The 18,593-nt window shown below is 49.5% G+C and carries 17 protein-coding genes, 1 tRNA gene and 1 other RNA gene; 10 read left to right on the forward strand and 9 right to left on the reverse strand.

The features are described 5' to 3' along the window. The first annotated feature begins 139 nt into the window (after positions 1–139). The gene (gene solA, locus DES37_RS07340) at positions 140–1,270 is read left to right on the forward strand and encodes an N-methyl-L-tryptophan oxidase (RefSeq protein ID WP_110025383.1); all 1,131 of its coding nucleotides are present in this window, start codon (positions 140–142) and stop codon (positions 1,268–1,270) included. 51 nt (positions 1,271–1,321) lie between these two features. On the opposite strand, the gene trhO is transcribed toward solA, so the two are convergent. Next, entirely contained in the window at positions 1,322–2,371 is a 1,050-nt protein-coding gene (trhO, locus tag DES37_RS07345; protein ID WP_110025384.1) for an oxygen-dependent tRNA uridine(34) hydroxylase TrhO, read from the reverse strand. Between the two features lie 217 nt (positions 2,372–2,588). Here trhO and DES37_RS07350 point away from each other — a divergent pair, with 217 nt between their 5' ends. After that, positions 2,589–3,509 (forward strand): Kdo(2)-lipid IV(A) acyltransferase, encoded by a 921-nt coding sequence (locus DES37_RS07350; RefSeq protein WP_110025385.1) that lies wholly within the window; start codon positions 2,589–2,591, stop codon positions 3,507–3,509. Between the two features lie 128 nt (positions 3,510–3,637). Continuing rightward, positions 3,638–4,039, forward strand: a complete 402-nt coding sequence (locus tag DES37_RS07355) for a MysB family protein (RefSeq protein WP_110025386.1) — start codon at positions 3,638–3,640, stop codon at positions 4,037–4,039. A gap of 42 nt (positions 4,040–4,081) precedes the next feature. Here DES37_RS07355 and DES37_RS07360 read toward each other — a convergent pair whose 3' ends face one another. The 3 genes from DES37_RS07360 to mdoG all read right to left on the reverse strand — a co-directional run bounded on the left by DES37_RS07360 (position 4,082) and on the right by mdoG (position 8,490). Beyond that, positions 4,082–4,300: a YceK/YidQ family lipoprotein gene (locus tag DES37_RS07360; protein ID WP_110025387.1), complete on the reverse strand. Its 219-nt coding sequence runs from the start codon at positions 4,298–4,300 to the stop codon at positions 4,082–4,084. 123 nt (positions 4,301–4,423) lie between these two features. After that, positions 4,424–6,940, reverse strand: a complete 2,517-nt coding sequence (mdoH, locus tag DES37_RS07365) for a glucans biosynthesis glucosyltransferase MdoH (protein ID WP_036108112.1) — start codon at positions 6,938–6,940, stop codon at positions 4,424–4,426. A 14-nt stretch (positions 6,941–6,954) separates the two neighbouring features. Further along, the gene (gene mdoG / locus DES37_RS07370) at positions 6,955–8,490 is read right to left on the reverse strand and encodes a glucans biosynthesis protein MdoG (protein WP_110025388.1); all 1,536 of its coding nucleotides are present in this window, start codon (positions 8,488–8,490) and stop codon (positions 6,955–6,957) included. A 271-nt stretch (positions 8,491–8,761) separates the two neighbouring features. On the opposite strand from mdoG, the gene mdoC reads away from it, so the two are divergent. Next, on the forward strand, positions 8,762–9,916 hold the full coding sequence (gene mdoC, locus DES37_RS07380) for a glucans biosynthesis protein MdoC (protein WP_110025390.1): 1,155 nt from the start codon (positions 8,762–8,764) through the stop codon (positions 9,914–9,916). A 25-nt stretch (positions 9,917–9,941) separates the two neighbouring features. On the opposite strand, the gene DES37_RS07385 is transcribed toward mdoC, so the two are convergent. Next, entirely contained in the window at positions 9,942–10,472 is a 531-nt protein-coding gene (locus DES37_RS07385; RefSeq protein ID WP_110025391.1) for an O-acetyl-ADP-ribose deacetylase, read from the reverse strand. A gap of 692 nt (positions 10,473–11,164) precedes the next feature. Here DES37_RS07385 and csgD point away from each other — a divergent pair. Continuing rightward, entirely contained in the window at positions 11,165–11,812 is a 648-nt protein-coding gene (csgD, locus tag DES37_RS07390) for a biofilm master transcriptional regulator CsgD (RefSeq protein ID WP_110025392.1), read from the forward strand. A 60-nt stretch (positions 11,813–11,872) separates the two neighbouring features. Here the strand turns inward: csgD and DES37_RS07395 are convergent, their stop codons facing one another. The 3 genes from DES37_RS07395 to ghrA all read right to left on the reverse strand — a co-directional run bounded on the left by DES37_RS07395 (position 11,873) and on the right by ghrA (position 14,238). Further along, positions 11,873–12,436: a TorD/DmsD family molecular chaperone gene (locus DES37_RS07395; RefSeq protein WP_110025549.1), complete on the reverse strand. Its 564-nt coding sequence runs from the start codon at positions 12,434–12,436 to the stop codon at positions 11,873–11,875. 54 nt (positions 12,437–12,490) lie between these two features. After that, complete coding sequence (locus tag DES37_RS07400) at positions 12,491–13,228, reverse strand: phosphatase (protein WP_036108098.1); 738 nt, start codon at positions 13,226–13,228, stop codon at positions 12,491–12,493. A 68-nt stretch (positions 13,229–13,296) separates the two neighbouring features. Beyond that, positions 13,297–14,238, reverse strand: a complete 942-nt coding sequence (gene ghrA, locus DES37_RS07405; protein WP_110025393.1) for a glyoxylate/hydroxypyruvate reductase GhrA — start codon at positions 14,236–14,238, stop codon at positions 13,297–13,299. 201 nt (positions 14,239–14,439) lie between these two features. Here ghrA and DES37_RS07410 point away from each other — a divergent pair. From DES37_RS07410 to DES37_RS07430, 5 genes are all read left to right on the forward strand, one after another. Continuing rightward, positions 14,440–14,527, forward strand: a tRNA-Ser gene (locus tag DES37_RS07410). A gap of 45 nt (positions 14,528–14,572) precedes the next feature. Next, positions 14,573–14,701, forward strand: a non-coding RNA gene (locus tag DES37_RS07415) — RtT sRNA. Between the two features lie 419 nt (positions 14,702–15,120). Continuing rightward, on the forward strand, positions 15,121–15,705 hold the full coding sequence (locus DES37_RS07420; RefSeq protein WP_110025394.1) for an undecaprenyl-diphosphatase: 585 nt from the start codon (positions 15,121–15,123) through the stop codon (positions 15,703–15,705). Positions 15,706–15,745: 40 nt separating this feature from the next. Next, positions 15,746–16,120 (forward strand): cytochrome b562, encoded by a 375-nt coding sequence (locus tag DES37_RS07425; RefSeq protein ID WP_110025395.1) that lies wholly within the window; start codon positions 15,746–15,748, stop codon positions 16,118–16,120. A 187-nt stretch (positions 16,121–16,307) separates the two neighbouring features. Continuing rightward, positions 16,308–17,390: an NAD(P)H-dependent flavin oxidoreductase gene (locus tag DES37_RS07430; RefSeq protein ID WP_110025396.1), complete on the forward strand. Its 1,083-nt coding sequence runs from the start codon at positions 16,308–16,310 to the stop codon at positions 17,388–17,390. On the opposite strand, the gene kch is transcribed toward DES37_RS07430, so the two are convergent. Continuing rightward, positions 17,387–18,565, reverse strand: a complete 1,179-nt coding sequence (gene kch, locus DES37_RS07435) for a voltage-gated potassium channel protein (RefSeq protein WP_110025397.1) — start codon at positions 18,563–18,565, stop codon at positions 17,387–17,389. The genes DES37_RS07430 and kch overlap by 4 nt on opposite strands. Positions 18,566–18,593 lie beyond the last annotated feature (28 nt).

The following is an 18,593-nucleotide window of genomic DNA, read 5'->3' on the forward strand; positions in this document are numbered from 1 at the left end:
GTAAACAAAAGGCATCCAGTGTGATGCCTTTTTCATATTTCCCGGGTTGTTTGTCACGCGATTGTTAATTACCCTGCTATATATCCACTCTGCCATTATCACCTGTTTTTATCAGGGGTATTAATTTTGGAGACTATTTGTGACCCACTACGATTTCATCGTTGTTGGCAGCGGCTCTGTTGGCTCGGCTGCAGGTTGTTATGCCCGGCTGGCAGGTTTATCGGTGCTAATGATCGATAGTGCCATCCCACCTCATGAACAGGGCAGCCACCATGGAGACACCCGGCTTATTCGCCACGCGTATGGTGAAGGAGAGAAATATGTCCCGCTGGTCTTGCGTGCTCAAGCCTTGTGGGATGCGCTGCAACAACACACTGAACTTCCCCTGTTTCAGCGTACCGGGGTTATCAATGTCGGCCCTGAAGGCTCCGAATTTTTAGCTAACATGCGCCACAGTGCACAACGCTGGTCCATTCCGTTAGAGAGTATGACGGCATCGGATATAGCCGAACGCTGGCCTGCTCTGCGCATTCCTGGTGACTACGAAGCCCTGTTTGAGCCCAATGCAGGTGTACTCAAAAGTGAAAACGCGGTAGCAACATGGGTGAAGCTCGCAAGAGAAGCGGGATGCGCGCAACTGTTTAACTGTGCAGTTAGCGCAATACATTACCAGGATGGCAGTATTCAGGTGGATACCGCTGATGGCAGCTTTACTGCAGGCCGCCTGCTGGTCAGTGCCGGAACCTGGGTAACCCGGTTGATTCCATCTCTGCCAGTCAGCCCGGTACGCAAAGTATTTGGCTGGTTCCAGGCCGACGGGCGCTACAGTGCTGATAACGGTTTTCCTGCTTTTACCGGCGAACTGCCCGACGGTAACCAGTTTTATGGTTTCCCTGCCAGCGATAACGCACTAAAAATCGGTAAGCATAACGGCGGGCAGCCCATCAGTACCCCCGAAGAGCGCACACCCTTTGGCAGTGAAACGGGCGACGGCTCGGAGTGCTTTGCATTTTTGCGCCAGTTCCTGCCAGGCATTGGTGGCTGCCTGTATGGCGCATCATGTACTTACGACAATTCCCCCGATGAAGACTTTATCATTGATACCCTGCCAGAAAACCGCGATGTCATGGTTGTTACCGGGCTAAGCGGCCATGGCTTCAAATTTGCGCCAGTGTTAGGCGAAATAGCCAGCCTGTTTGCTCAGGGGAAAAGCTGCACATTTGATTTAAGCCCTTTTCGCCTGAACAGATTTGGAAGCGGCGAGAAATAACCTGCCAATCTGTTGGCCCGGCACACCTGTACAGAGGCGTGCCGGAACAAATTACTCATCTTCCGGGCTGTTCAGCGTAAGCTTCAGGCGCTGGCGGGATTTATTAAAAATACGGGCTGCATTTTCGCGCCCGGCGCGGCGCTGGCGCTGCTCGGCTTCAGGCAACTGGTGCTCCTGCTGGCACTGTTCACTACAACACCCGTCATATTGCTCCGCACAGGCCGGGCACTGAATAAACAATAAATGGCACCCTTCATTTTTGCAGTTGGTGTGGCTGTCGCAAGGCGCCCCGCACTGGTGGCAGTGAGCAATAACATCAGGTGAGATTCGCTCCCCCATGCGGGCATCAAACACAAAGTTCTTGCCAATAAACCGAACCGGCAGCCCCTGCTCTCTCGCCTTACGAACATATTCAATAATGCCGCCTTCCACATGAGAAACCCGGGTGAAGCCCTGGTACTTCATCCACGCACTGGCTTTTTCACAGCGGATCCCACCGGTGCAGTACATGACAATATTTTTATCTTTGTAAGGCGCCATCATTTCTGCCGCTTTGGGCAACTGCTCACGGAATGTGTCTGCGGGTATCTCCAGTGCGCCCTCGAAATGCCCCACTTCATATTCATAGTGATTACGCATATCAATGAACACGGTATCCGGGTCATCAAGCATCTGGTTGACTTGTTCAGCTTTCAGGTAATCACCCACATCACTGGGGTCAAACGCCGGGTCGTCAATGCCATCCGCCACGATACGGTCTCGCACCTTCATGCGCAGGACCCAGAAAGAGCGCCCGTCGTCATCCAGCGCAATATTCAGGCGCAGACCGTCAAGAGCCGGGTGAAAACGGTACAACTGCTCACGGAAAGCTTCAACATTGCCCTCCGGCACACTAATTTGTGCGTTGATTCCGTCAGGAGCCAGGTAGACGCGCCCAAACACCGCAAGCTGGCTGAATGCCAGGTACAGGGCATCACGGGTGGCATTCGGATCTTCAATTGTGAAGTATTTATAGAAAGATATGGTTTTGCGAGGTTCTGTTTCCGCCAGCATGCGGGCTTTCAGTTCCTCATTGGAAACGCGGTTATGTAACACTGGCATGGTGTTCACTCTGCTCCTGAAGAAAATAGCCCGGCATGATATAGCAATCTACGCTAAATAACATCCATACAAAATACGCTACATTTCACGGCTATAATTATGCACAGAGAGAATAACTGGTGCTAAAAGCACCGTTCTGCACTGAGATATTTTGGGCATTATTCAAATGATGCCACAATACGACTTATGGAGATCAGTAATTTCTGATGGGAGCTGCATGACACATTTACCCCAATTCAACCGTTCACTTCTTCACCCCAAATACTGGCTGACCTGGCTTGGGATTGGCCTGCTCTGGTTGCTGGTGCTGCTTCCCTACCCACTCATCTATCGCCTTGGGTGTTTCATGGGCCGCATGGCAATGCATGTAATGAAAGACCGGGTGCGCATTGCACAACGTAATCTGCAGCTGTGTTTTCCACACAAGAGTGATGCAGAGCGCCAGGAACTGGTGGTAAAAAACTTTGAATCGGTCGGTATGGGGTTAATGGAAACCGGAATGGCCTGGTTCTGGCCTGACTGGCGTGTCGCCCGCTGGTTCGATGTGTCAGGGGTTGAATCAGTTAAACAATTACTGGCTGAAAAACGGGGGATTTTGCTGATCGGAGTACATTTTCTGACACTGGAACTGGGTGCGCGTATTTTCGGGATGCAGACACCGGGTATCGGCGTCTATCGCCCCAATGACAACCCGCTGATTGACTGGTTGCAAACCTGGGGGCGGGTTCGTTCCAATAAAGCCATGCTGGATCGTAAAGACTTTAAAGGCATGGTAAAAGCACTCAAAAGTGGTGAAATTGTCTGGTATGCGCCGGATCATGATTACGGTCCCCGCAGCAGTGTGTTTGTTCCGTTTTTCGCAGTTGAGCAAGCCGCAACTACCTCTGGTACCTGGATGCTGGCGCGGATGTCTAAAGCCTGTATTGTGCCCTTTGTTCCTCGCCGTAAACCGAATGGCGCAGGTTATGAATTACTGGTGCTGGAGCCTGAACTGGATATTCCCCTTGGCTCGGCCGAAGAAACAGCCAGCTGGATGAATAAAGTGGTTGAGAAGTGTATTTTACTTGCACCGGAGCAGTACATGTGGCTGCATCGCCGTTTTAAAACCCGCCCGGAAGGGGTGCCTTCCCGTTACTGAGTTCCCGCCTCTCTGCCTGCTGCAGAGAGGTTTTCTTGTTATTTCCCACTGTAATATGGTTGACGCTCACCAGAGTGCTGTCTATAAATTCCTGATACCCCCGACAACATTGTTACAGGAGTTTATGTATGACCGGCAGCGAACTGAACTACTACTCCACGCTTGAAGAAGCACTTGATGCAGCCCGTGAAGAGTATTTTGCCAGTCATCCCGACCTTGATGAGGATGATGTCGATATTCAGCAGCTCAATATTCAAAAATACATTCTGCAGGATGGCGAAGAGATGTGGGTTGCCTGTTTTTTCGATGACGAAAATGAAGCCGATGAACAGGGTGATTATATTCCCGTGCTGTACGGCCCGGCTGCCCAGGCTGTTTTTAATGGTGATTTTGATGAAGCAGAGCTGCGCATGGAATGGGTGGAAGAAAACACGCTGCACGAATGGGATGAGGGTGAATTCCAGTATGAACCGCCACTGGACGACGAAGAAGGCAGCGAAGCCGCAGATGAATGGGACGAACAGGAATAACACTGCTCCCCGCCTGATGCCTGAGCCTGGCGGGGAGCAGTGTTATTCGTAAGGCCCGTGATGTACGTCAACCGGTAACAGCAGCGTATCGGCAATCAGTGAAAAGGGTAAATCAATTACCGTCAGGTAGCGCCAGGCAGAATCTCTCACATCCCACTGCACACCGGGATAATACTGGTTACCATGCCCCTGTCCGGGAACAGTCCGGCTGATTATGCTGCCACAACCACTTAATAATAGTGCCATGACAAGAATGCCCATCGTTCGCAAATTTACCGCCTTTAAAATGAAGCCGTTTGCTTAATCATAGTGAAAAATTCATGGCTGCTATTTTTCTCATCTCCCAGTAACAAACAACCGGCCCGAAGGCCGGCTGTATAGACATTACTGGGCTTTGCTTATTTGCGAGCCCCCGGAGATATTATTCCAGGCATTTACCCAGGAAGAATATTTTTCCGGCGCAGTCCAGACACGGTAATGCATTCTTGCCATTGTCACCGGGTCACTGAGCAGCACCAGGCGGCGGTCACGGTTGAGTTTATCCGGTGTTTCATTGAGCGCCTGCTCAACGTGCCGATCACGCGCGATTTCCAGCACGTGGCTCTTACCATGACGAGCTGTTGCCATTGCCGTAGCCAACGCGTTATATGTCGGATGAAAGACCGCCAGCATAAACCCATTGAGCAACTCACGCTCACGGTTACGTTTCAAATACGCTTCCGTATCCACCAGCACTTGTGGCGGCGAATACTCTTCCGGAATCAGGAAGAGCTTCCAGCGCTTAGTCCGCAACCCATTGGTTGCCCGGCTGGAAACTACCGAAACAAATGGCGAGAGGATCAGCGAGAATACAATAGGTGCAAGCCAGAACAGGAAACGCAGATCCAGCCATGCCATGCCAATTGCCCAAACCAGGCCCAGCAACAACTGCGAACCATGGCGCATGAAGGCTTCACCCCATGGCGTGGAGTCATCATCACGCTGAGGAGAATTCCACACCACTTCCCAGCCCAAAAAGGCACTGACCACAAACACGGTATGGAACAACATGCGTACCGGTGCCAAAAGCACTGAGAACAGCACTTCCAGAATCAGCGAGATCAACAGACGAAACGCCCCGCCAAACTCTTTGGAGCCTTTACACCAAATCAGCAATACACTCAGAAGCTTAGGCAGGAACAAGAGCACCATCGTTGAGGCAAACAAGGCAATAGCCAGTTCCGGGCGCCACTGCGGCCACACCGGGAATAATTGCCTTGGCTGCAGGAAGTACTGCGGTTCCGTAAGGGCATGTACCACCTGCAAAGCGGTGGACAACGCCAGGAACATAAACCACAACGGTGCAGACAGGTAAGACATTACCCCCGTCAGGAACACAGCGCGGTGCACCGGGTGCATACCTTTAACCAGGAACAAACGGAAGTTCATCAGGTTACCGTGGCACCAGCGGCGGTCACGTTTCAGTTCATCCAGCAGGTTAGGCGGTAACTCCTCATAGGAACCTGGTAAATCGTAGGCTATCCATACACCCCACCCTGCACGGCGCATTAATGCTGCTTCAACAAAATCGTGCGAGAGAATAGAGCCGGCAAACGAGCCTTCACCCGGCAGCGGTGCCAGCGCACAGTGCTCAATGAAGGGTTTGACACGTATAATGGCGTTGTGCCCCCAGTAGTGGGATTCCCCCAACTGCCAGAAGTGCAAACCAGCGGTAAACAACGGCCCGTAGACGCGAGTCGCAAACTGCTGGCAACGAGCATACAACGTATCCATGCCAGACGCGCGCGGCGCAGACTGAATGATCCCTGCGTTCGGGTTTGCTTCCATTAAGCGCACCAGGCCAGTCAGGCAGTCGCCCGTCATCACGGAGTCAGCATCCAGTACTACCATATAACTGTACTGGCTGCCCCAACGACGGCAAAAGTCATCAATGTTGCCACTTTTGCGTTTCACCCGGCGGCGGCGGCGGCGGTAAAAAATCTGCCCTTCCCCACCAACTTCGGCGAGTAAATCCATCCAGGCTTTCTGCTCAGCGACGCAAATATCCGGGTTGTAACTGTCGCTCAGGATATAAACATCAAAATGCGCGTGTTGCCCCGTTGCTTTTACCGACTCCCAGGTAGCCCGCAACCCGGCAAATACCCGGTTAACATCTTCATTGCAGATAGGCATGATAAGCGCAGTACGGTGCTCAGGGTTAATTGGTTCGTCACCCACTGTCGAAGCAGAAATACTGTATTTATCCCGCCCAATAAGCAGTTGTAAAAAGCCCATCAGCGCGGTCCAGAAACCAGCTGATACCCAGCAGAACAACACCGCAAACAGAATCAGAATGCCGCTTTGCAGTACATAAGGCAGTATCTGCATGAACGACACCCATAAATCCTGCCCGACCATATCCGCAGGATTAATCATCGCCCAGCCCTGGTAAGGCAAAATGGTTTTCATATACCAGGTTGCCACAACAGTCTGAGAAATAGTGAGTAACAGGAGGATATAGCGGCGCAAAGTCCCCACCATACGCCACTTCTGCTCTGCCTTTTGCTCTTCTTTAGACAGCGAGTGATGGCGTGGTGAGCGTTCACGACCCAGCAAGCGTTCCCAAACACGCCCAATAGGGTTGGTGCGCCAGGGTTCCGGCGCCATTGACGCGCGGTGGGTTGCAGGCATAGCCTGCAACTGATCACGACCTTCTTTATCTTTCACCATGACACTGCTGTTTGCCACGCCCGGCCAGTTCAGCGCAAGGCGGGGCTTAACAGATACCAGTGGCGAATCATCATCCCTTGAAAAAGCACCAGCCTGTGGTTCCAGGGCCTGGTGTATTGCTTTAATTTCCAGCCCTTTAAGAGCTGATTTCTGCGTGTCAGGCAGCGGCAGATTATCAATATAATCAGGCATAGTTTACAGTCAGCTTATTCATTAGCAGGGAGCTGGTAGCTCCAGGTTTCACTTAATGTCTGATCACCATTGACCAGGGCAGCCCGCATTTCTGTGGTCTTTTTCGGATCTTTAATTTTAACACGCAGAGTTAAACGCCAGCCTTTTGTCACCGGGTTATAACGTACGCTGTTTTCAACAATTTCACCGTTGTCCCCAATACTGGCCTGAGAAGCCACTGGTGTATTATCCGGCAATGTTTTCATCTGCGGCCCGTCAAAATCGACAATAAATGCGATAGTGCCATCGGGCTGGCGGATAAGGTTGGTTTGTTTCACATCCCCCGTAGAACGGCGCGTTTGCGTTACCCATGCATTAGCCGGGTCATGCAATTTGCTTTCGTCTTTGGTAAACGTCAGTTTGTAGTTGAAATTCATTTCTTTGCCAGGGTCAGGCAATTGGTCTGGGGTCCAGAATGCAACGATATTATCGTTGGTTTCATCATTGGTAGGAATTTCCACCAGTTCCACATGCCCTTTGCCCCAGTTGCCTTGCGGCTCAACCCATGCACTTGGGCGCTCGTCATAGCGATCATCCAGATCCTCGTAACGCGAGAACTGGCGGCCACGCTGCAACAGGCCAAAGCCCTGTGGGTTTTCCATACTATAGGTGCTGACCGCCAAATGTTTCGGGTTATTCAGCGGGCGCCAAATCCACTCGCCATTACCGGCATGAATAGACAGGCCATCTGAATCATGAATTTCAGGGCGGTAGTTAATTGTTGGTGAAGGCTGTTGCGGCCCATACAGGAACATACTGGTTAACGGCGCAATACCCAATTTACCCACTTTATCGCGCAAGTAGATTTTAGACTGCACATCAACCACGCTGTCACGCCCCGGGAACAGGACAAACCGGTAAGCCCCGGTAGCACGAGGAGAATCCAGCAACGCGTAAATAGTCAGGCGTTTATCTTCCGGTTTAGGGCGCTCAATCCAGAACTCACGAAAGCGTGGGAACTCTTCACCTGAAGGTAACGCCGTATCTATTGCCAGACCGCGGGCAGAAAGCCCGTACACCTGGCCTGCACCAATTACCCGGAAGTAACTGGCCCCCAGTACACTGAGGATCTCATCTTCTTTATCTTTACTGTTGATGGGATACAGTACTTTGAACCCGGCGAAGCCAAGGTCTTTGACGCTGTCTTTATCGTGCTTCACATCGCCAAAGTTAAAATAATCCGGACTGTATTTGATTTCATGCACACTGGTCGCCGTCACTTCATTAATTTTGACTGGCGTGTCGAAATACATGCCCTGATGGTAAAATTCGAGTCTGAACGGGGTTTTGAGGTTATGCCAGTAGGCTTTATCGTGATTGAACTGAATCTGCTGGTAATCGGCAAATTTCATGTCCTTGAAAACAGACGGCAGATTGCTCTTTGGCGCCTGGTAGCTGCTGCCCGCAAGGGATTTTGCCTGTTTTGCGACATCATCAATGGAGAACGCCCACACAGATGAGGTATAAAGCGACAGTAATACTGCCGCGCCGACCCAACGCATTTTCATCATTTCTAGTTTATGTTTCATATTAACCAGCACATCCCCCTTTGTGTGCTTAAATCAATCCGATCCATTCTAAAGTATACTTCAGGCTTCCGACAACCAAATCCCCTCCTGGTTCAACACACTGGCTCATGGATTAAACAACTGGCAACAAGTTTGCTTCCAATACGTCCTTTAATCCTGGAGACAGCCTCTGTGTCTTCGTGTAAGTTAGCCCGGACTGTAAACAATTCACCGTTTAAGGATAAGGTGAAAAGTCTGAGATTGTTGGAGTTTTATGAGTAATAAACCTGTGCAACGGGAATTTTTCCTCGATTCTATCCGGGCATGGTTGATGATATTAGGGATTCCTTTCCATATATCATTAATCTATTCCACTCATCAGTGGCACATTAACAGTGTCACGCCATCTTTGTGGCTGACCATTTTCAACGACTTCATCCATTCATTCAGAATGCAGGTTTTTTTCGTTATTTCTGGCTACTTTTCATGGATGCTCTACCTGCGCTACAACCGGAAACGGTGGTGGGTGCTGCGCACAGAGCGGGTGGCTATCCCTATGCTGGCCTCCATTCCTCTGCTGACACTGCCACAATTTTTCCTGCTGCAGCATTTAAGTGGTGAAAACCGTAACTGGGGAAGCTTTACGTTCTACCAGAAATATAACACGCTGGTTTGGGAGCTGACTTCGCACCTGTGGTTCTTGCTGGTGCTGGTTATTCTGACGACATTAGGTTTATTTTTGTTTCAAAGAATAAAGCAAGGTAAAGGTTTCTCCTGGATTTTCCCTAACCCAGAAACGTTAACTTTGGGAAAACTCTCAGTTATATTTTTGTTGCTGGGGCTGGTTTATGCCACTTTTCGCCGTGTGATTTTTATTTTTGCACCACAGGCCCTTTCTGATGGCTTGTTTAATTTTACGGTTATGCAAACGCTGTTTTACCTGCCCTTTTTCCTGCTCGGTGCGCTGGCATTTAAATATCCGTCACTGAAAGCCCGCTTCGTTCGCCCCCACGCAGGTTGTTATGTTGGTGCTCTGGCGGGGGTCGCCGTTTACATGCTAAACCAGCATTATGGTAGTGGTGATAAGTGGTTGTATGAAACTGACAGTGTAATAACCATGCTGCTCGGAATATGGATGGTCAATGTGGTGTTTTCCTTCGGGCATACCTTACTGAACAGCCACTCACCGCGTGTGACTTATTTCGTCAACGCTTCGCTGTTTATTTACCTGGTACACCACCCTCTGACACTCATTTTCGGCGGTTTTATCATGCCGCATATTGCATCCAATACGCTGGGCTTTGTCACTGGCATGGTATTTGTCATAGGCATTGCCATCGTGCTGTATGAAATTCACCTGCGCATCCCTGTACTGCGTTTCCTGTTTTCAGGAAAACCCCAGCGCAAGAGCGATGCTGCTACGGTGTAATCCGCTGGTCTGGCAGAGTTTTCTGTCAGACCGCATCACAATTCATCAGCAAGTGCTGGTATAAATCATGGGTTTCCTGGTCGTAACAACAGAACACTACCTGGTGCGGCAAAGAGTGGTTGCGCAGGAAATCACACACGGTGCTCATCGCAATCTGAGCCGCAGCAGGTTTCGGATACCCGTAAATTCCGGTACTGATAGCCGGGAAGGCAATGCGCTGGTAACCATGAGATGCGGCAAGTTGCAGGCTGTTATGGTAAGCATCAGCCAGTAACCCCGCTTCATCGCAGTCTCCCCCCTGCCAGACCGGGCCAACCGCATGAATAATCGCTTTTACCGGTATATCACCTGCCCCCATAATCACGGCCTGGCCTGTCGGGCAGGCGCCATTCTGCCGGTAAATTGCAGCACATTGTTCCAGTAACTCAGGTCCGGCAGCATGGTGAATCGCCCCATCAACGCCACCGCCGCCCTGTAGTTGAGCATTTGCCGCATTGACAATAACATCCACATCCAACGACGTGATATCGCCAGAAATAACCGAGATACGAGACATAAATCGCTCCTCTTACCGCAGAACGAAACACCTGCCTTCGGTGATGCCCGGCAGGGCTCCCTGTTATAAGGGTAGCCAGGCGGGCCGCGATAAACTGCTTACCTCCTCCCAGTTTTACCTGAATCCCTGCGGATAAACACCAGCAAAATGTGTTTTCTGTTGCCTGTTCTTTCGCAGGCAGAAACCCTTGTTTCGGCGCATCTGATACTTAACCCGATTTAACCCAATGCAATGACATTACTATTACTTAAATAAAATTACGTCACCACTACACTTTCATCTTAAGAAAACTATAAAAAAGGGAAACTACTAAAAGATAGTTATTAACATGCGAAAAAATCTTAAATTTAAATATATTAAATATCATATAATCAATAACTTAATTAAATACACCCTATTAAATATAGTAGGTTTTTAATTTTCAGATAAATTCCATTTCATTCATTCAGCAAACACCAATGAAACATTTTTAAATCTAAATTTACTAAATGTTACAGCCAAAAGGTTTGCCTGAACAGGCTAACTGAATAGATTGAAACAATAGCTTTTCATTGCCATTTTGATTTCGCACCCTCAATGGATGGATGGGGTAATAACGTCACACAGCAGCACGTCACCTGTCAGTTGAAAAAGGTTTGCCGTAATTGTGAAAACGTTCTATTGCAGGTGCCATAAACCCGTGGAGTTACATCATGTATCATGAATTCCATCGCTTACATGCCCAGACATTGTTGTTGATAACCAGGCCGTCGCTTCTTTCCACGGCACTGTTCCAGTATCTGCGCACAGAACTGGACCTGGAAGGTCACATCCATAATATCCACCAACCTCTGGAAGCCATTCCTGGCAATACGCTTATTCTGTTTGATATGGCGTTTGCTGAACGTAACCATATTCATTACTGGCAAGAAGTGCTTAGCCATACCACGGCGGGTAGCCAGGTTTTACTTATCAATATGCCAAACACTCAGCCTGAGCATAATGTCAGTAACTGGCAGCATATTGCAGGTGTATTCTTTGTCAGTGAGAGTGAAAAGAGCGTACTGGAAGGTATTGGTGGTATTTTGCGCGGAGAACACGACTTTTCAAGCCAGATTGCCAGCCACTGGATGAAATCATCACCCCGCTCTGAACCTTATATCTACGAATCTTCTTCACTGACTCAGCGTGAAAAGGAGATCCTGAATAAATTGCGCATTGGTGCATCCAACAATGAAATTGCCCGTTCGTTATTTATCAGCGAAAACACAGTAAAAACGCACCTGTACAATCTGTTCCGCAAGATTTCAGTGAAGAACCGTACCCAGGCTGTTTCCTGGGCCAATAATCATATGATGTAAAAAAACCGGCACTGATGCCGGTTTCTCTGTTTAGTCTTTCTGCTGGGCAGGCTGCAATATTTACTGTTGTGACTGCTCGTCTTCTTCCTGAAGTTCATCCCACATAGCCTGAATTGCTTCACGGGTGACCTGGGCCAGCGTGCGCCAGAATACAGTCGTAGCATGGGCTTCAACTTTACCAAGGAAAGTGCCGCACCATGGAAGCAGAAAACTGTCAAACAGGGTCTGCAAGGCGAGAGATTCATCTTCCTGAGCCTGGTCTTCAAGCCAGGATGCCGCCAGTAAGATACCGCCAAAGTTGTCTGCCGGGGAATCCGACAACGGCATACCACGGCTGCTGAGAAACTCGCGGATTTCAGCTTCGTTGCTCCCTTCAACCCAGGCGCTACGCAATGGGCTAACGCTGCACTCATCGCCAACAAACAGGGAGTGGTAGTCTTCGCTGACCGCAGCCATATCTGTATGCTCTTGCAGGCGAGCCAGCAACGCCTCCTGCTCTAAAGGCCAGCTTTGTGCCAGCTTACCTTCCTGAATCGCTGTGTAGAGCGGTACCAACAATGGGTCCTGAGGTTGGCGGTAAAAAAGTGAACCTAAAATACGGCAAAGAATAGAAAACTCATTCATTATCATGACCTTTTCCAGGCATCGGCCTGCAGGGTTAATTCAATTGCAGCAAATTCAGAGTGCTGCGAACTCTTCAACAGGCGCCATACCATGGGATTCCAGAAAATCCAGTAACCGGCGCGGCGATACATTTAAAATACGCTCACGAGGAAAAGCGACTTTATTGAGGATCTTTTCACATTCATGAAAGTGCCCAAGGGTAAAAGCAGTATGCGAATCAGACCCTAATGATAGCCACCCACCCGCTTCTTTCACTGCCGCTGCAATTTCGGTGCAGTTAGCTTCAGACCCTTTACGCGAGTGGGTGAACGAGGAATTATTCAGCTCCAGCGCCACGTTGTAACGCGCAGCCGCGTCCGCAATGGCCGGTATATCGACAGGAAATTTTGGGTTACCAGGGTGGCTGATGATATGGACTTTACCCGATGCCATAGCCGCAATCATTGCTGTGGTATGGGTGTCTTTATCTGCCGGCGGGAAAACAGGCTCATGGAAACCGGCAACCACCAAATCCAGTGAATCACGCATATGCCCCACACAATCCGTTTCACCATCGGTATTTTTAATGTTCGCTTCAATACCACGTAAAATACCCACACCATCAACCATCCGCGGCCAGATGCGCATATTGACGAAGTGCCAGTAATGGGGTGCATCCGCCATTTCCGGACCGTGGTCAGTAATTGCAAACAGTTTGATACCAGCAGCTTTCGCCTGAGCGATGTAATCGTGAAGGGTGCTGTATGCATGGGTACTGGCAACCGTATGCATATGCAAATCTACGGGGTACATAGCAATCTCCTGTTAAAAACAACAACAATGATAACAGTTATCTTTCCGGATGTTGATACAGCGGCGTGTCAGTAACCTCGTTCTTTATCGACCTGCCCGGCGGGTGTAGTGCCTTGCTCAAGAGCATTCATCAATTTTGCCAGGTAGATAATGGCGTCATCAAGCCGTGTGGAGGCAGCAATATGCGGGGTAATTGTTACACGCGGATGTCGCCACAAAGGGTTATTCGCGGGTAAAGGTTCCTCACGCACAACATCAAGCGTAGCACGCAAAATCTGCCCTGATTCAACTGCGGCGATGAGGTCACCTTCAACAACATGCGCACCGCGCCCGAGGTTCAACAGAAATGCGCCTTGTGGTAAGCACGCCAGTAAAGCCTGGTTAATCATGCCCTCTGTTTGCGGGGTGTGCGGTAATAAATTAATAAGCACCCGGGTTTCTGCTAAAAATGCATTCAGGGACTCATTGCCAGCAAAACTGCTCACACCCGGCCAGTCTTTCGGCTGGCGGCTCCAGGTACGTACTGGAAAGCCCCAGGGTAACAGGCTTTCTGCCACACACTTGCTCAGTACACCAGCCCCAAGGATGCCTACGGTGAAGTCACCAGGCTGGTACTCATCAAGAGGCTCCCAGCGCCCTTCCCGCTGCAATTCCTGGTAATCATCAAACCGGCGAAACCAGCGCAATACCTGGCTTACCGCGAATTCCTGCATTTGTTTTCCCATACCGGCATCTTCAAGGCGATACAGCGGCACATGCGCCGGGATCAAATCCGGGTCTTGTTTGAGCTGGTTAAGCACGGAATCCACACCAGCACCAAGAGCAATAACGGCCTTCAGGTTGTGCCGCCCGGCAAGCATTTCCCGCGGCGGGTGCCAGACCAACGCAAAATCCGCAGGTGCGTTATCACCGGGTTGCCATACGCGCACGGTGGCACCGGGCATGGCCTGTTCCAGGCTATGTACCCAACTGGCTGAATCAAAATCGGGGTGGTAGAAAAGTATCTGCATTGCGCCTCCTGTTTTACACAGGCTTACCGCAAAGAGAAGTTAACGCAAGAGCCATGGGAGAAAAAACAGCGTTTTTTGTTGGTTTTGCCAGCATTTTGCTGGAAGTTTAGCTAAACAGTTCTTTTTGCAAAAAAGTTGATTGACGCTGGCAGCGCTTTTCCCTAAATTAAGCGCCGTTCCACTCCGGTGGTTCAACAATTTGGTGAGGTGTCCGAGAGGCTGAAGGAGCACGCCTGGAAAGTGTGTATACGGCAACGTATCGAGGGTTCGAATCCCTCCCTCACCGCCATCTTTCATAGAAGAGCCTGTACTCACGTACAGGCTTTTTTATTGCCCGAAACTCCTGGAGGGAGGGTGAGAACCCTCGCCAGGGTTCGACTGATACCTCAGGTATCAGGACAACCTGTGCAACAGGTTGCCCCGCAGGGGTGAGCGCAGCGAATCAATCCCTCCCTCGCCATTCCCCTGCATACTTCACCCTGCAGGTGCGTTGGCTGTACTCGTTCGCACCGGTCACTTACTCCAGTAAGCTCCCGGCAACTCTCTGCGCTGCCGCCTTCCTGCATGGCGAATTATTTTGGGGAATCCATCACTCAATGCCGCTCACAAACAGCCATTTCTGTTACCTGTAACTTCACGACCAGGTCCATACCCTTATTTTTACTGCATTAAGATATTCGCGCCAGGCAGTTTAAATATTAAATTTTATAGGAATACATTCTTTCAATATCTTTTCTTCTTTTTTTGTAAACATTACTCCCCTTCACGAAATATTAAATCCCCTTAATAAATTTCTTCCACATTACCTTTGCTACCTAAGGTTTTATTAATCTGCCAGATCCAGAATTGTTCAATTGGTTACCTGAATGGAATTCTGCTGTTATGCTGGAATCACTGAACAAAGAATGGTTTTTATCTGTCAATGCTGTTCCAGGCACGCCCGATGGATTAATCGAACTGGCAAAATTCTGCGCGCAATACACGTTATACCTAATTCCGGCCCTGCTTTTAGCGCTGTGGTTTCTGGGCGACAAATACAACCGCAACCAGGCACTGGCATGTGCGATTACCGCACTGGTTGCTCTTGGGTTAGGGGCACTGTGCAGTAAATTTTACTTCCATCCTCGCCCGTTTATGATCCCACTGGGGCATACATGGATTTTTCATGCAGCTGACACGTCATTCCCAAGTGATCATGGCACCCTGTTTTTCAGCGCGGGTATCGCATTGATGTTACACCGGGCGAGAGCCGCTGGTGGCTTTTTACTTGTTGTCAGCCTTTTTGTTGCCTGGTCGCGAGTCTTTCTCGGGGTTCACTTCCCATTCGATATGCTCGGTGCGTTACTGGTGGCAATTATTGCCAACACCCTCGTCTTCCCTGTATGGGAAAAATACGGTGGCTCAGCCACAACATTATGTGAGTCAGTTAGTAATAAATTGTTCTTTAAATTCCCTCTAAAAGGGTAACCCTAATCTGCGACCCTATATTCTTCCTTACGGAGTTATTATGAAGAAAAACATATTCTCTCTGATGCTGCCTGGTATCTTTCTGTGTATTGCCAGTAATGCGTCTGCCAGTACAGTAAGCGTTCAGCATTCAATGGAAAAAATGAGCACGAGTTACCGTTCAATGATGAAAGATAACAACCTTAATGCGTTTAAAAAAGACCTGTCTGCATTTAAGCAGTCAGCACAAACTGCACAGAAAACATCATTGAATGATTCGGGAAAAGCAGTATTTGATGAAGGCATGAAGAAATTGCTTAATGAAGTGGATACCATTGAACAACATGCTCAAACCCAGAATTTGAACGATGTAAAAGCAGAAGCAAAAAAATTACGCAACATTATGGAGCAGTATCACAGTAAGCTGGGGGTCTGAATCACTGGCTTCTTGTTGCCCCAGGGTGGAGTGTTGCAACACTCCGCCTTACTGCTTACCCAAAAATAGTTTCACCAGCAACAGTAGCGAATAAGCTCGTGAAACAATATGGCGTAATAACCTGACTACAAATTTTTGCAGCGTCTTCTACACTTGGTGGTCTGTGCTTTCTAACAACCTGATTACCATGACGAATCCATTATGTGAAGTTTTAAACCTGAAATACCCTATTATCCAGGCACCGATGGCTGGTGTGTCCACACCAGAGCTGGCTGCCGCAGTCAGTAATAGTGGTGCGCTGGGTTCGATTAGTGTTGGTGCAGCAACAGCACCACAGGCCCGGGAGATGATATACCAAACTCAGGCTCTGACCACGGCACCTTTTAATGTGAACGTGTTTTGCCACCCACCAGCCACGCGCAACCCTGCTAAAGAGCAGGCGTGGATAAAGCAGTTCAGCGATATGTTTCACAGCTTTGGCAGCGCTGCCCCTACCGCACTGGACGAAATTTACGCCACCTTTTGCCACAACAGCGCAATGTTGCAGGTATTGCTGGATACCCGGCCTGCAGTGGTAAGTTTCCATTTTGGCCTGCCAGAACCAGAAGCCATTCAGGCACTCAAGACCGCAGGCTGTTTAACACTCGCCAGCGCTACATCACCTGATGAAGCCAGGTTAATTGCCGCTGCAGGTGTGGATTTTATTATTGCCCAGGGGTTTGAAGCCGGTGGGCACCGTGGCGCATTTCTGGCCACAGAGGCAGATGCCCGGTTAAGCACTTCTGAGTTATTGCTACTATTGCAGGAGGCAACCCCGCTGCCCGTGATTTGCGCCGGAGGCATTATGAACGGCACGGATATTGCGCGAGTAATGCAACAGGGCGCTGCAGGTGTACAGATGGGCACAGCGTTTATTCTCTGCCCGGAATCTGCTGCCAATACCGCTTACCGTGGAGCCCTTAGCCTGGCAAAACCCGGTGAAACATGCATGACATCAGCTATTTCAGGCCGCCCGGCACGCAGCCTGAATAACGCATTCTGCAAGGCTACTCGTATAATTTTGCCTGAAAACATTCCGGATTACCCGGTTGCCTATTCTCTGGGTAAAGCACTGGCAGCGGCTGCGCAGTCAGCTGGCGAGGCGGGTTTTGGTGCTCAGTGGGCCGGAACCGGCGCACACCGGGCCCGTAAAGAAAGTGCAGCCCGGCTGGTTGAAATACTCGCCCAGGAGTGGCAACACTCATCAGCCACAATTGAGACGCATCACTAATGGTTTTCGTGGAACAACAGTTGCATCAGATCCTGGTTTGTCATCTTTTCGCCACTGAGTCTGGCAAGCAGCATCTCGCTTGCCAGCGTTTGCAGGGAAAAAACAATATCCGGCTGAACACGTTTAATCTTGTTCAGGTTTTTATCTGAGTTTACCAGAGCAATAATTTTGGTTTCTGGTGAAACCACTTCTTTGGCAGCCAGAACAATAAACGCGTTATCGGAGTCATCATCCCGCAGAACCAGAATATTTCTGGCTTTATTCGCACCCGCATTAAGCAATGTCTGGTTCGCTGAAGGGTCATCGACAATTATGTCTGCCTCGGCCGGGTATTCATGAGAAATGCCTGGTGGGACGATGACCGTCACGGTTTCATTACGCTGCTTTAAGCCCGCATAAACACTCATTGCCAGCGGGCTGGCTCCCACAATAATGATATGATTTTTACGCATAGCGTGTGAAATTCGTCCTTTTATCATACGGTTAAGGTTGCCACCTATCACCGGGCCAATAATTGCACTGACTGACGTCGCAAAAACAGTAATCCCCATAATGATGATGGATACAGTAAAAAAGCGCGCCGTACTGGTGACCGGAATAATATCGCCATACCCCACTGTCGACATGCTGACCGTCGAAAAATAGAGCGCCTGTGCAAACTCAGTAATAGGCGGGTGAAATTGCGCCCCAAGGTAAAGTGAACCAAACAGGGCATAAGTGAGTAATGACGCGAAACTGATAAGTGCGAATAAGGTGCCTGCGGCAAGGCTTGAATGGCTGAAATCCCGCCAGAAATAGAGCAAGCACAAGGTGTCGATAAGGGCCAGATAGCCAATACGCAAATTGCCAGCGGTAAGCCAAAAGTTGAATAGTGCCACCACGACCAACAGTAGCAGCGCGAAAGTCCACGCCACTCTTGCCCGCAAAAACAACCCAATGCTCATCAGCACAATTGCGCTACCCAGAACCACCTGAGGCAGCCTTAACAGGCCAAAAGTTGAAATGGCGTCTTTCCAGCCAGTGAAATGTTCCATGTCTGCCGGCAAAGTGTTCCACACCTGCATCAGCACCGGGTGCAGAAAAATTCCCCCGATAAACAGAGTCAGCAAACTCAACCAGTAGTGTGGCTTTAACCACCCCAAGAAAAACCTGAATTTATTCAACTGAAATTTCATACCGTTAGTTCTTACTAAACCCTGTTAA

Source organism: Mangrovibacter plantisponsor, assembly GCF_003182475.1.
Taxonomy (GTDB): Bacteria; Pseudomonadota; Gammaproteobacteria; order Enterobacterales; family Enterobacteriaceae; genus Mangrovibacter; species Mangrovibacter plantisponsor.

Bases quoted from the DNA above. Each gene is read 5' to 3' on its own strand.
- DES37_RS07355 (WP_110025386.1), top strand. From the start codon at position 3,638: ATGACCGGCAGCGAACTGAACTACTACTCCACGCTTGAAGAAGCACTT.
- DES37_RS07360 (WP_110025387.1), bottom strand. From the start codon at position 4,300: ATGGGCATTCTTGTCATGGCACTATTATTAAGTGGTTGTGGCAGCATA.
- DES37_RS07430 (WP_110025396.1), top strand. From the start codon at position 16,308: ATGACGAATCCATTATGTGAAGTTTTAAACCTGAAATACCCTATTATC.
- DES37_RS07425 (WP_110025395.1), top strand. From the start codon at position 15,746: ATGAAGAAAAACATATTCTCTCTGATGCTGCCTGGTATCTTTCTGTGT.
- ghrA (WP_110025393.1), bottom strand. From the start codon at position 14,238: ATGCAGATACTTTTCTACCACCCCGATTTTGATTCAGCCAGTTGGGTA.
- kch (WP_110025397.1), bottom strand. From the start codon at position 18,565: ATGAAATTTCAGTTGAATAAATTCAGGTTTTTCTTGGGGTGGTTAAAG.
- mdoG (WP_110025388.1), bottom strand. From the start codon at position 8,490: ATGATGAAAATGCGTTGGGTCGGCGCGGCAGTATTACTGTCGCTTTAT.
- mdoH (WP_036108112.1), bottom strand. From the start codon at position 6,940: ATGCCTGATTATATTGATAATCTGCCGCTGCCTGACACGCAGAAATCA.
- DES37_RS07385 (WP_110025391.1), bottom strand. From the start codon at position 10,472: ATGTCTCGTATCTCGGTTATTTCTGGCGATATCACGTCGTTGGATGTG.
- mdoC (WP_110025390.1), top strand. From the start codon at position 8,762: ATGAGTAATAAACCTGTGCAACGGGAATTTTTCCTCGATTCTATCCGG.
- trhO (WP_110025384.1), bottom strand. From the start codon at position 2,371: ATGCCAGTGTTACATAACCGCGTTTCCAATGAGGAACTGAAAGCCCGC.
- DES37_RS07400 (WP_036108098.1), bottom strand. From the start codon at position 13,228: ATGTACCCCGTAGATTTGCATATGCATACGGTTGCCAGTACCCATGCA.
- DES37_RS07420 (WP_110025394.1), top strand. From the start codon at position 15,121: ATGCTGGAATCACTGAACAAAGAATGGTTTTTATCTGTCAATGCTGTT.
- csgD (WP_110025392.1), top strand. From the start codon at position 11,165: ATGTATCATGAATTCCATCGCTTACATGCCCAGACATTGTTGTTGATA.
- DES37_RS07350 (WP_110025385.1), top strand. From the start codon at position 2,589: ATGACACATTTACCCCAATTCAACCGTTCACTTCTTCACCCCAAATAC.
- DES37_RS07395 (WP_110025549.1), bottom strand. From the start codon at position 12,436: ATGAATGAGTTTTCTATTCTTTGCCGTATTTTAGGTTCACTTTTTTAC.